Annotated in this window: 10 protein-coding genes; 8 read left to right on the forward strand and 2 right to left on the reverse strand. The window is 32.6% G+C overall.

Annotated elements, in window-relative coordinates; translation table 11 throughout:
- Positions 1 to 45: 45 nt before the first annotated feature.
- The gene (locus tag D6200_RS15535; protein ID WP_073182203.1) at positions 46 to 2,376 is read right to left on the reverse strand and encodes a TonB-dependent receptor; all 2,331 of its coding nucleotides are present in this window, start codon (positions 2,374 to 2,376) and stop codon (positions 46 to 48) included.
- Positions 2,377 to 2,509: 133 nt separating this feature from the next.
- Here D6200_RS15535 and D6200_RS12065 point away from each other — a divergent pair, with 133 nt between their 5' ends.
- From D6200_RS12065 to D6200_RS12100, 8 genes are all read left to right on the forward strand, one after another.
- Entirely contained in the window at positions 2,510 to 3,169 is a 660-nt protein-coding gene (locus D6200_RS12065) for a metal-dependent transcriptional regulator (protein ID WP_047790684.1), read from the forward strand.
- A 26-nt stretch (positions 3,170 to 3,195) separates the two neighbouring features.
- The gene (locus tag D6200_RS12070) at positions 3,196 to 4,032 is read left to right on the forward strand and encodes a ZIP family metal transporter (RefSeq protein WP_073182202.1); all 837 of its coding nucleotides are present in this window, start codon (positions 3,196 to 3,198) and stop codon (positions 4,030 to 4,032) included.
- Between the two features lie 89 nt (positions 4,033 to 4,121).
- Positions 4,122 to 7,250: a UvrD-helicase domain-containing protein gene (locus tag D6200_RS12075; RefSeq protein WP_073182201.1), complete on the forward strand. Its 3,129-nt coding sequence runs from the start codon at positions 4,122 to 4,124 to the stop codon at positions 7,248 to 7,250.
- Positions 7,251 to 7,296: 46 nt separating this feature from the next.
- Positions 7,297 to 8,490, forward strand: coding sequence for a glycine C-acetyltransferase (gene kbl / locus D6200_RS12080; protein ID WP_047790681.1), 1,194 nt, complete (start codon positions 7,297 to 7,299; stop codon positions 8,488 to 8,490).
- Positions 8,491 to 8,609: 119 nt separating this feature from the next.
- Positions 8,610 to 9,965, forward strand: coding sequence for an OmpA family protein (locus tag D6200_RS12085; RefSeq protein WP_047790680.1), 1,356 nt, complete (start codon positions 8,610 to 8,612; stop codon positions 9,963 to 9,965).
- Positions 9,966 to 10,135: 170 nt separating this feature from the next.
- A complete protein-coding gene (gene atpD / locus D6200_RS12090; RefSeq protein WP_047790679.1) occupies positions 10,136 to 11,647 on the forward strand; it encodes a F0F1 ATP synthase subunit beta in 1,512 nt (503 codons plus the stop codon).
- Between the two features lie 43 nt (positions 11,648 to 11,690).
- On the forward strand, positions 11,691 to 11,984 hold the full coding sequence (locus D6200_RS12095) for a F0F1 ATP synthase subunit epsilon (protein WP_047790678.1): 294 nt from the start codon (positions 11,691 to 11,693) through the stop codon (positions 11,982 to 11,984).
- A 102-nt stretch (positions 11,985 to 12,086) separates the two neighbouring features.
- Positions 12,087 to 12,368, forward strand: coding sequence for a Sec-independent protein translocase subunit TatA/TatB (locus tag D6200_RS12100; RefSeq protein WP_047790677.1), 282 nt, complete (start codon positions 12,087 to 12,089; stop codon positions 12,366 to 12,368).
- Positions 12,369 to 12,861: 493 nt separating this feature from the next.
- On the opposite strand, the gene D6200_RS12105 is transcribed toward D6200_RS12100, so the two are convergent.
- On the reverse strand, positions 12,862 to 13,731 hold the full coding sequence (locus tag D6200_RS12105) for a cupin-like domain-containing protein (RefSeq protein WP_073182200.1): 870 nt from the start codon (positions 13,729 to 13,731) through the stop codon (positions 12,862 to 12,864).
- Between the last annotated feature and the right edge of the window lie 36 nt (positions 13,732 to 13,767).

Raw genomic sequence — 13,767 nt, forward strand, 5'->3', positions numbered from 1 at the left:
AATGTTTAGTTAATGTTAACGGACTTTCTATATGTTATCAAAGCATTAATTGTTTGTAAACTTTATACCAAAAACAAAGGTTCTCGGTGTAGCAGGACCGTAAATGAAATTGCTGTCACGCTCTTTACCTATATCAAATTTTGACTGGTATTCATCAAAAAGATTTTTGATTCCAGTAGTAAATTCTAGGTTCGTGTTTAGTTTTTCTAAATTAAATGTATAGCTAGCGTTAACCCCTAAATTTAAAAAAGAAGGAGAACTAAAGTATTCGTCTTCTGTTAAATTTTTGGGAGAAGCTAAATGTAGTACTTCCATACTTCCAGTATATACTAAATTTAGAGCTGTTTTAAATTTTTGGTTTGGAGTATAAGTCGCAGTAGCATATCCGTAAGTGTTTGGTGTACGTAAAAATTCTTTTTTTAAGGGTAGTTCGTCTGAGTTGTTTACAGCTGAGTTGTATTTACTAGATTGGTAGGTGAACCCAGCATCTAGCTGTAGAATTCCATCGTAGTTTAATCGTGTTTCTAAAGTAATTCCTTTTACTACGGCGCCATCACCATTTCTTTTTTCAAAAACTTCACCAAACTCATCTTCTCCAATAGACTCTAAATAAAAAGCATCTTTTAAGTTAGTGTAAAAACTCTCAAAAGTAAATCCGTAAATATAATGTTCAGTAGGCTTGTCGTAGTTGAATGAAAGTGTGTAGCTGTTAGAGCGTTCTCTTTTTAAATCATCTGCTAATAATACTCGAGAAATTCCACCACCAGCAAAAGCTATGTGTAAATCGGTGTCAAAAGCTTGTGGAGCTCTAAAACCAGTTCCCCAAGTTCCTCTAATTTGTGTGTTTTCAAAAGGCTTGTATAGTAAAGATACTCGTGGACTAGCTACGTTGTTTACAATAGTTTTTTCTGTTCCGTCTTGCTTTAAAGCGTTTAATTTATGGTTGTCGTAACGAATACCTGTTAGTAAATTTAATTGCTTGTTGATTTCCCAATCGCTTTGAAAAAAGAATCCGAAGTTTTGTGTTAATTGATCTACTTTGTACTCGTATGCTTCTATAACATCAAAAACATCATCTTGTACAAATTCACCACCTAAAGTCAGTACATTATTTCCACCTAAAAATTTCTCTAATTTATGATTGAATTGTAAACCTCCTTGAAAAGTCGTTGTCGTAGAGTTACCATATGGTGGTTTAGCTAAATGTTCTGTGTCTTCAGGAGTGTTTGTGTCAGGGCGAATTCCTGTGTAGTGTTCTCTATCGGTATATTGTGTAGCTAAATAGGAAATTATAGAGCTTTTGTCATCATTAAAATTAATTTGATAATCAATATTTCCTACATAAACATCATGCACACGTTCTTCTGATTGTAGCGCAAAATGAGGAGCTTTATCTACCATTTCACCACCATAACGATATTCATTCATTTTACTAAAGTTAACCTCTATTTTTTGATTGTCTGTTGGAAGGAAGAATAAATTAGTTCCAAAGGAATTATTTTTCAATTCAGGTAATTCAGAAAAATTATCACCATTAGCATCATACAGGTCTCTTTTTCTATTATTGATAAAAAACGAAGCACCAGCATTTCTGTCTTCATTTACTATTGTAGCATTTCCAGCAATTATGTGATCTGAAACTCCTTTAATATTTTGATAAGTATAACCAATGCTGTAATTATTTTTCTTCGGAATTTTTGTAATTACATTTACAGTTCCTCCTATGGCACTTGAACCATATAAGGCAGAGCCACCACCGCGGACTACTTCTATACGTTCAATCATATTAGTAGGTACTTGCTCTAGACCATATAACCCAGTTAACGGACTAAAAATAGGACGACCATTAATTAAAATTTGTGAATACCCGCCAGCTAAACCATTCATACGAAGTTGGGTATAGTTACAAGTTTGGCAATCTGTTTCTACACGTAAACCAGTTTGGAATTTTAACCCTTCAGATAAGTTACAAGCTTGTACATCTGATAAGGTTTGGCTATTGATAACATTAACTATAACTGGGCTGTTAGTTCTGCGTTTATCAGTACGTGTTCCAGTAACAGTAACTTGATCTAGAATTTCTGCAGTTTCAGTCAGTATGAAATTTACAGTTTTTTCTTCGTTAGCGTTTATTGTAATAGTCTTTCTTTCTGATAAAAAACCAATAGATGAAGCAACTAAAACAAATTTGTTTTTAGCTGTTTTTAATGTGTAGTTTCCAGATTCATCTGTAGTTGTTCCGTTTTCTGTTCCCTTTATAAATACATTAGCGAAAGGTATAGTTTCTCCTGAAGATGAAGTGACTTTCCCTTTAATTGTTTGTCCGCTTACAATAGTTGATAATAATATAATTACTAAGGTAATATGATTTTTCATGTTGAAAATAGTTTACTGTTAAACAGTTTTTAAAATTAAATATTTTTGCAAATATAAATTAATTTTTAGTCTTGACTAAAAATATGTTTAATTAAATCAAAAACTATATATTTGCATACCTAAAAAAAATATAATGTTTAGTCAATCTGAAGAAAACTATATAAAAACAATGTATCATTTAGCTGCTGATTACAAAAAAGGAATTAGCACGAATGCGATTGCAAAGAAGTTAGATACAAAAGCATCTTCAGTAACTGATATGGTTAAAAAATTATCAGAAAAAAACGTAGTTAGCTATAAAAAATACCAAGGAGTAACATTAACTGATTTTGGAAAGAAAATAGCAGCAAATATTGTTCGTAAACATAGGTTATGGGAAGTTTTCTTGGTAGATAAGCTTAATTTTTCTTGGGATGAAGTGCATGAAGTAGCAGAACAGTTAGAGCATATTAAATCCCCAAAACTAATTAACGAATTAGATGCTTTTTTAGATTATCCAAAAAGAGACCCGCATGGAGACCCTATTCCAGACAAAGAAGGAAACTTGCAAATAATAGAAAAAAGTTTGTTGTCTACTTTAAAGAAAAATGAAATAGGTGTTTGCGTTGGTGTTGATGATAGTTCTTCAGAGTTTTTACGATTTTTAGATAAGCAAGAAATAGCATTAGGGAAACAAATAAAAGTGGTAGAAAAAGAGCCTTTTGATGGTTCTTTAGTCATAGAAATGGACGGGAAAACTCTTACAGTATCTAATAAAATAGCAAGCAATCTATATATTCAAAAACCACGTTAAGCAAATAATAAGAAATAATTTTATAAATGGATTTATTTAATCAACTAGTAAGTTTTGGTAAAGAACACCCAATTCAAGCAGCATTGTATGCCTCGTTATTTACTTGGGGCTTAACTGCTTTAGGAGCAAGTTTAGTATTCTTTTTTAAAAAAATGAATAGAGCTGTTTTAGATGGAATGCTTGGTTTTACAGGAGGAGTAATGGTGGCAGCAAGTTTTTGGAGTTTGCTATCACCTGCAATTGATAACAGTCCGGGTGAAGGATTTGTAAAAGTACTTCCTTCGGCAATAGGGTTTGCTCTGGGGGCTTTGGCGCTTTTTGGAATGGATAAATGGTTGCCACATTTGCATATTAATTTTAAAGAAGACGAAGTTGAAGGAGTTAAAACAAATTGGCATAAAACAACTTTGTTGGTTTTGGCAATTACCTTACACAATATTCCAGAAGGTTTGGCAGTAGGAGTGTTGTTTGGAGCAGCTTCAACCATGGTTGGGGTAGAGCAAACCGAAATGATAATTGCTGCTATTTCGCTAGCTATTGGTATTGGAATTCAAAATTTCCCAGAAGGATTTGCAGTTGCAATGCCATTAAGAAGACAAGGCGTAAGTCGTTTTAAAAGTTTTTGGTACGGACAATTATCAGCTATCGTTGAGCCTATGGCAGCAGTTCTAGGTGCAGTAGCGGTATCTTTTTTTACGCCAATTTTACCTTATGCATTAGCATTTGCTGCAGGAGCGATGATTTTTGTAGTAGTTGAAGAAGTAATTCCTGAAACCCAACGAGATAAATATACTGATATTGCTACCTTAGGTTTTATTGGTGGGTTTATAGTAATGATGTCGTTAGATGTTGGTTTAGGATAGAAAAAACCTCGTATGAAACATAAAAGTACAATTCCCGCAAAAGCGGGAATCTTTTTTTGGTTAAATTGCTTACCTAATTATATTTTACTTTGTTAGAAAACCCGTCAACTTTTCAAGTATACAATGCCTCTGCTGGTAGTGGTAAAACTTTTACATTAGTAAAAGAATACCTCAAGGTGTTACTCCAATCTGAAGATATTTTTCGCTTTCAAAAAATATTAGCAATTACGTTTACCAACAAGGCGGCTGGTGAAATGAAAGAGCGTGTATTAAATAACTTACAAGCTTTTGCAGAAGGAGAAGCAAATGACTTACTAGAAATTATAATAGAAGAAACTTCACTTGATAGAAGTGTTGTAAAAGACCGAAGTAAAAAAATATTAAATGAAATTCTTCGAAATTATTCTGCTTTTTCAATTACTACGATTGATAGTTTTACACATAAAATTATTAAGAGTTTTGCTTATGATTTAGGGCTACCACTTAATTTTGAAGTGGAAATGGATGCTGTTTCTTTGCTAAATGAAGCAGTAGATGTACTGATTTCAAAAATAGGAAGTGATGAAGCGTTGACTAAATTACTTATTGATTTTTCTCTAGATAAAGCAGATGATGATAAATCATGGGATATCTCTCGTGAATTAAATGAGTTTGCTAAAATTTTGTTGAATGAAGATGATACCAAGCATTTTAAAAACCTAGCTGATAACGAACTTGCCGATTTTACTAATCTAAAAACAAAGTTGTCAAAACATCAAACGCAAATAAAAAAACGTTGGAAAGAAATTGGAGAAGAAGCTTTGCAAGCTATTCAATCAGTACAGCTAGATCATAAAGATTTTTACCGATCAATGTTGCCAAATCATTTTGTAGCACTGTCTAAAAATCCTGAAAAAGCAAAGTTTTTTGATCAAAGTAAATTAAGGGAACGAATTGAGGAGGGTAACTTTTATTCAAAATCAAAATCAGAGGATATAAAATCTGCAATTGAGGGGGTTTTGCCAAAGTTATTGAGTTTGTACACTGAATCGGAAAAGTTATATCAACAGTTTTCAATGAATAAGCTAGCGTTGAAAAGTATTATTCCATTAGCAGTTTTAAACAATATCAATCAAGAATTAACACACTTAAAAGAAGAAAATAATTTACGATTGAATGCAGAGTTCAATCATTTAATTTCTGAAAACATCAAAGACCAACCTGCTCCGTTTATTTACGAGCGAATCGGGCAACGATTTATGCATTATTTTATTGATGAAATGCAAGATACATCAACCTTACAATGGCAAAATTTAATACCGTTAATAGATAATGCGCTAGCACAAGAAAGTAGTAATTTGTTGTTGGTAGGTGATGGAAAACAAGCAATTTATCGTTGGCGTGGAGGTAAATCAGAACAATTTATAGGATTGGGTTCAGAAAAAGATAATCCGTTTCAAATTTCTAAAGAAGTAAGGACTTTAGAAACTAATTTTAGAAGTTATGCTGAGGTGATTAATTTTAATAATCAGTTCTTTCAACATACAGCAAATTTTCTTCAAAACGAATCATATAAACAATTATTTATTGAAGGAAATAAACAATTAACAACTGCTAAAAAAGGGGGATATGTCTCGCTTTCTTTTTTAAGGAAAGAAGAAAATAAAGAAGAGGAAGGAATTAAGTATCCAAAGAAAGTTTTAGAGCTTGTTAAAAATTTAGAAGCTGACTTTACGCTGAATGAGATTTGTATTTTAGTTCGTAAAAAGAAAGATGGAATTGCAGTAGCAAATTACTTATCTGAAAACGGAATTGATATAGTTTCCTCGGAAACATTACTGTTAGAAAATAGTTCTAAAGTCAATTTTATAGTAAATGTTTTGCAAGTAATTCAGCATCCAAATGATAAGGAAACCTGTCTGGAAATGCTTTATTTTTTGCAAGAACATTTAAAAGTAGCTAAAGATAAACACTTGTTTATCGATAGTTTAATACAACAACCAAATGAAAAACTCTTTTTAGAGTTAAAAGAATATGGAACATCTTTTGATTTATCTACATTTCATCAGTTACCTTTTTACGAGAAAATAGAGGAAATTATTAGAAGTTTTCAGCTAATAGCTTCATCAGATGCCTATGTGCAATTCTTTTTAGATGTGGTTTTAGAACAACAACGAAAAGGAACAAGTATTCAAGAATTTTTAGATTATTGGTCGGAAAAAAAAGATAAGCTGAGCATTGTAGCTCCTGAGAGTGGAAATGCGGTACAGGTTATGACAATTCATAAATCAAAAGGTTTAGAATTTCCAGTAGTTATTTTTCCATACGATTTGGACATTTACCGACAAGTAAATCCTAAGGTTTGGTTAAATGAATTACCAGAGAATTACGACAAGTTTAAAGAATTACTCGTTCCTTTTAATAAAGAGTTGAATTATGTGAATGATAGAGGTTTTGAGATTTATGAACAACAAAGAGAAGAGCTGGAATTAGATAATTTCAATTTATTATATGTAGCACTCACTAGGGCTGTTGAGCAATTATATATTGTAACAGAAAATAAAATTTCATCCAAAGGAGAAGAAAATACGAATTTTTACTCGGGAGTATTTATTAACTACCTAAAAAAGGTAGGTGAATGGAATGATGAAGTTTTGGAGTATTCCTTTGGAAATAAAGAAAGGGTAAGTATTTTAAAAGAGAAAGCATCAGGAGTTCAAATACAAGAGTGCTTTATATCTACACCTTGGAAAGAACATAATATACATATGCTGGCAAGTGCATCAAAATTATGGGATACAGAACAAGGAAAAGCTATTGAGTTTGGTAATTTGGTTCATGAAATGATGGCAGAAATAAAGACGAAAGAAGATGTTGAGAAAGTGGTTTATCGTTATGAACAGCAAGGAGTATTGCCACGAGAAAAATCATCTGAAGTAATAAAAAATATACAACAAATAGCAAATCACTCTGAGTTAAAAGAATATTTTTCTGAAGAAGTTGTAGTGTTTAACGAGAGAGAAATTGTAGATATTGATGGGCAAATAGTAATTCCAGATAGGTTAGTTTTTTATTCGAAAGACGAAGTCGTGATTATAGATTACAAAACAGGGAAGCCCTCTAAAGCATATCATCAGCAATTATTGCGATATGGAAGAGTATTACAAGCATTGAATTTTAAGGTGTTGAAAAAACTACTTGTATATATTGACGAAGAAATTTTGGTTGAAGAAGTTTAACAACTAACTTTGACCCATTATAGCAAACAACTTTCAAACATAAATTATGTACGGAAAAATAAAAGAACAATTACAACAAGAAATTCAGGATATAAAAGATGCTGGATTATATAAGTCAGAACGAATTATTACTTCATCACAAGACGCAGTGATAAAAATATCTACAGGAGAAGAAGTGATTAACTTTTGTGCTAATAACTACTTAGGGTTGTCAAATCATCCAGAAGTAATTCAAGCAGCAAAAGACACAATGGATACGCATGGTTTTGGAATGTCATCCGTACGTTTTATTTGTGGAACGCAAGATATTCACAAGCGACTAGAAAAAAAGATTGCTGATTTTTATACTACTGAGGACACTATTTTATATGCAGCAGCTTTTGATGCCAATGGAGGTGTTTTCGAGCCATTATTAACCAAAGAAGATGCTATTATTTCTGATAGTTTAAACCATGCATCTATTATTGATGGAGTGCGTTTGTGTAAGGCAGCACGTTATCGTTATGATAATAACGATATGGCATCATTAGAAGAGCAATTAATTGAGGCAAATAAGCAAGGACATCGTTTTAAAATTATTGTAACTGATGGAGTTTTTTCTATGGACGGAATCGTAGCGAAGTTAGATGAAATTTGTGATTTAGCAGATAAGTACGATGCTATGGTAATGGTAGATGAATGTCATGCAGCTGGGTTTATTGGAAAAACAGGTAGAGGAACTGTAGAGTTAAAAAATGTAATGGATCGTGTTGATATTGTTACAGGAACCTTAGGGAAAGCACTTGGTGGAGCCATGGGAGGATATACCACAGGAAAGAAAGAAATTATAGAAATTTTACGCCAACGTTCACGTCCATATTTATTTTCAAACTCATTAGCACCTGCTATTGTAGGAGCATCTTTAAAAGTATTTGATTTATTAGCTAATGATACTACATTGCGTGATAAACTAGAGTGGAATACTAACTATTTCCGTACTGAAATGGAAAAAGCAGGGTTTGATTTAGTAGGAGCTGATGCTGCAATTGTTCCAGTTATGTTGTACGATGCTAAATTATCACAAGTAATGGCAAATAGGTTGTTAGAAGAAGGCATTTATGTCATTGGCTTCTTTTATCCAGTAGTTCCAAAAGAACAAGCGAGAATTAGAGTACAGTTGTCTGCAGCTCATGATAAAGACCATCTAGACAAGGCTATAAAAGCATTTGTAAAGGTTGGGAAAGAGCTGAAAGTGATATAAATTAGTCCTTCAAAAACTTGTATTTATTGTAAGTTTTTGTAGATTTGTTTTTGTAAATAAGTTTGAACAACTTACATTTGCGTAATATATAAACGAACTTTTAATTTAAATTTTTAATAATGAAACAATTAAAATTAGCTGTGATGGCTTTATTTGCGTTTGCTGCTGTAAACGTTAGCGCACAGGATTCAGACAACCCTTGGGCGGTTGGTTTCGGAGTTAACGCAGTAGACGTTAGGATTCCTACGAAATTTGGAGATTATGCTAAAGATTACATCGGTACTAGTGACTGGAATATCTTACCATCAATTTCAAGAGTAACTGTTGATAGATACTTAAACGATGGGTTTACATTACAATTAGCAGGATCATTAAATAAAATTGAAACTTTCCGTGAGGAGGATGATATGGATGAGCTTTACTGGGCTATCGATGCTAACGTAAAGTATGACTTAAACAACTTATTCGGTGAAACAGGATGGTTCGATCCTTATGTATATGTTGGTGGAGGTTATACTTCTTTAGCTGACGAAGGAGAAGGAATGTTAAATGCTGGTTTAGGATTTAATACTTGGTTTAACGATAACTTAGGGTTAAACTTCCAATCTGGAGGGAAAAAAGAATTTGCTGATAAGGTGCAAGATCACTTCCAACACTCTATTGGTTTAGTATTTAAATTCGGAGGAAAAGATACTGACGGAGATGGTGTATATGACAAGGATGATGCATGTCCAGAAGTTGCTGGATTAAAAGAATTCAACGGGTGTCCTGATACTGACGGAGACGGAATTAAAGATTCTGACGATGCATGTCCAGAAGTTGCTGGTTTAGCTGCTTTAAATGGTTGTCCTGATGCTGATGGAGATGGTATCGCTGATAAAGATGATGCTTGTCCAACTGAAAAAGGAACTAAAGCTAACAACGGATGTCCAGATGCTGATGGAGACGGTGTTGTAGACGGAAAAGATAAGTGTCCAAATACTGCTGGTCCAGCTGCAAACAATGGTTGTCCTTGGCCAGATACTGATGGAGACGGAGTATTAGACAAAGACGATAAATGTCCAAATGAAGCAGGTGTAGCATCTAACAACGGATGTCCTGAAGTAGTAATTAAGGAAGAAGCTGTTAAGAAATTAAACGAGTTTGCAAGAGCTATCTATTTTAATTCAGGAAAAACTTCTTTTAGAACTGGTACTACTGGTAAATTAGATTTAATCGCAGGAATTATGAAGGAGTACCCAAAAGCTAACTTTAGCATTCAAGGTCACACTGATAGTTCAGGGTCAAACAAGTTAAACCAAAGATTATCAGAAAAAAGAGCTAAGGCTGTTTTAGATTACTTAATCACTAAAGGTGGAATTGATTCAAAAAGATTAACTTCTGCAGGTTTTGGTGAAGATTATCCAATCGCTGATAACAAAACAAGAGCTGGTAGAGCTGAAAACAGACGTGTTGAGATTAAATTAGTAAAGTAATTTAATTACAATCACAATATCAATAAAAGCCTCACAAATGTGAGGCTTTTTTTTATGTAAAAATACTTACGAAAGGTTTTTTAAATTCCACTAAAAAAATTACCTTTGCACCTTGAAAAAATGAGTTAAAACTCATATAGTAAATAAAATAACTTTAATTACATATAGTAATGTCTACAATAACAGGTAAAGTTTCTCAAATTATTGGTCCAGTAATCGATGTTGAGTTTAATACAGAAAATGCTGAATTACCAAAGATCTATGACTCGTTAGAAATTAAAAAAGCAGACGGTTCAACTTTAGTTTTAGAAGTTCAACAACACATTGGTGAAGATACAGTTCGTACCATTTCTATGGATGCAACTGATGGTTTACAAAGGGGGCAAGAAGTAATTGCTACAGGTAACCCAATTCAAATGCCAATAGGTAATGATATCTACGGTCGTTTATTTAATGTAACAGGAGATGCAATTGATGGATTAGGAGATTTACCTAAAGAAGGTGAAGCTGGTTTACCGATTCACCGTCAAGCACCAAAATTTGAAGAATTATCAACTTCTACCGAAGTACTATTTACAGGGATTAAAGTAATTGATTTAATTGAACCTTATGCAAAAGGAGGTAAAATTGGATTGTTTGGAGGAGCAGGAGTAGGAAAAACAGTTTTAATTCAGGAGTTAATTAACAATATTGCAAAAGGACACGGAGGTTTATCTGTATTTGCAGGTGTAGGTGAAAGAACTCGTGAAGGTAATGATTTATTACGTGAAATGTTAGAGTCTGGAATTATCAAATATGGTGATGATTTTATGCACTCTATGGAAGATGGAGGATGGGATTTATCTAAAGTTGATAAACCAGGAATGAGAGATTCTAAAGCAACTTTCGTATTCGGTCAGATGAATGAGCCACCAGGAGCACGTGCTCGTGTAGCTTTATCTGGATTAACAATTGCTGAGTATTTCCGTGACGGAGCTGGTGAAGCACAAGGGAAAGATGTATTATTTTTCGTAGATAATATTTTCCGTTTTACACAAGCAGGTTCAGAGGTGTCGGCTTTATTAGGACGTATGCCATCAGCGGTAGGATATCAACCAACATTAGCAACAGAGATGGGAGCAATGCAAGAGCGTATTACTTCTACTAAGAAAGGATCTATTACATCTGTACAAGCGGTTTATGTACCTGCGGATGATTTAACGGATCCAGCACCAGCAACAACGTTTGCTCACTTAGATGCTACTACAGTATTATCTCGTAAAATTGCTGAGTTAGGTATTTATCCAGCGGTAGACCCATTAGATTCTACATCAAGAATTTTAACTGCTGATGTTTTAGGAGATGAGCACTATAACTGTGCACAAAGAGTAAAAGAAATACTACAACGTTATAAAGAATTACAAGATATTATTGCAATCTTAGGTATGGAAGAATTATCTGAAGAAGATAAGTTGGTAGTTCATAGAGCACGTCGTGTACAACGTTTCTTATCTCAACCATTCCACGTAGCTGAGCAATTCACAGGAATTCCAGGTGTATTAGTAGATATTAAAGACACTATTAAGGGATTCAACATGATTATGGATGGTGAATTAGATAAATATCCTGAAGCAGCATTCAACTTAAAAGGATCAATTCAAGAAGCAATTGATGCTGGAGAAAAAATGTTAGCAGAAGCATAATTAATTGCTTTAAGCAAAAGCTTAAAGCCTAAAGCATTAAAATATGTATTTAGAAATTGTAACACCAGAAGCTATCTTATTTTCATCAGAAGTTGATTCTGTAGCAGTTCCGGGTATAAATGGAGAGTTCCAAATATTAGATAACCACGCACCAGTAGTATCTATTTTAAGTCAAGGTAAAATTAAAGTGCACGTCCATACTCAAGAGCACCTAGTTTTTGATGATTTACATGGAAGTATAGAAAGACTACCAGAAGATGATAAGATTTTAATTATGAAAATAAAATCTGGTACTATTGAAATGAAAGATAATAAAGTAATTATTTTAGCAGACTAAAAAATTACTTTTATCATTATACAATTAAAAGCAACCAAGTTTTGGTTGCTTTTTTTTAATTCAAAAAAATATAAGAAGCTTAAATTAATTATCTTTGCAGTAATGAATGGAATATTTTTATTTATTGGTGGACCTGAGATTTTTGTAATCTTATTAATAGTGGTTATGTTATTTGGTGCAGATAAAATTCCTGAAATAGCCAGAGGGTTAGGAAAGGGTATGCGTCAAATTAAAGACGCTACGAATGATATAAAAAGAGAGATTAATGACAGTGCCAAAAAACAAGGTATAGATACAGACTTTGTTAAAGATATAAATAGAGAAGTAAACGAAGTAAAAGATAATATTGACGATTTTACAGGGCCAATAAAAAGAAGTCGTTAAAACTGCTTTATAGCCCTTTTAAAGGGTTATTTAAATAGGCATAATGGTTACTTAGTTTAGTTCCACAGCGTATAATACGTTAAACATTGTTTTTAGTGTTTTATTAACAGCTTAGATTTTCTTATTACTACATCATTTGTGAAAAATGAGAGCTTATTCCTTTAAGGCTCTCTTTAAGTTTTTTTAATTAAGTTTTGGGATGACAAAATATCAAGGTGTGTTTAACCAAATAACATCCAATACAATAAAAAACACAATAACATTCAATTTGGAACTATTTAAATACGAGTAAGTATAAAAAGATGTAGTGAAGCTATTAAGACTTCTTGATGTCTATGTTTCTATTTTTTTAAGTAAGTTTTATGATTTTTACTAAAAATATCATTTTTAGAGTATTTAAGCTGTAGAAATAACTCTTCAATAAATTTTTTGTAAAACTAAATTGATATATATAGATAAACGCTTGTAAAAGTTTACATAGTTTATAAGAGATTTATACAATCTTATTAGCTTTATTTGTTCTAATTATAGCTTGCTCATTTTTCCAATCAATCCATTTTTGTCCTTTAATGCGGCGCATAATATTATCTATAGTACGCATAACAAAAACATTATAAATAGCTTTTCCTAAGTTTTTAGGATTACGAGCAATAGCACGTAAACTCATTGAAAAACCAGGTGTTACATAACGCATATAATGCCAATATCCTTCAGGCATATACAAAACGTTCCCGTGCTCAAGCTCTGCAACATGTCCTTTGGCATTTTTAAGCGCAGGCCATTTTTCAAAATCTGGTTCGTTAAAATCAATATCTTCACGGGTTATTAATGAGTGAGGAATCTTATACAGGAATTTATTTTGCTTTTGATCAAACAAAATACATTTCTTTTTCCCTTCAAAATGAAAGTGAAAGATATTGGCTAAATCAATATCATAATGCATGAATGTATACGAATCACGCCCACCAAAAAACAGCATTGGTAAGCCCTTCATTAAACGTAAACCAAAATCAGGAAAGGTAAAATCTTTTTGTAACTGAGGTACTTCCTTTAAAATATTCCATAAGAAAATTCTAAACTTAGTAGGTTCGCGTTTTAGTAAATCTACATATTCACTCATTTTCATTGTTGCGTGAGGTTCATTAAAACCATCTTTATAATCTACAGGCCTGTCATCATATAACGGAACAGTCTTATCTCCTGCTATCTGCTTCATATAATCTAAAGACCATTTATTATAAGCTGGCCAATCTTCAATAAAACGCTCAATAACCACAGGTTTTTGAGGCTTGAAGTAATTTTTAATAAAGTCTTCTTTAGTAATGGTTTCTACTCTGTCTATTTGTTGCAACTGTAATCCCATACATTCAATTTTTAGAGGAGCAAAGTTAAGAAAATG

The sequence above is a fragment of the Tenacibaculum mesophilum genome (genome assembly GCF_003867075.1).
GTDB lineage: Bacteria > Bacteroidota > Bacteroidia > Flavobacteriales > Flavobacteriaceae > Polaribacter > Polaribacter mesophilus.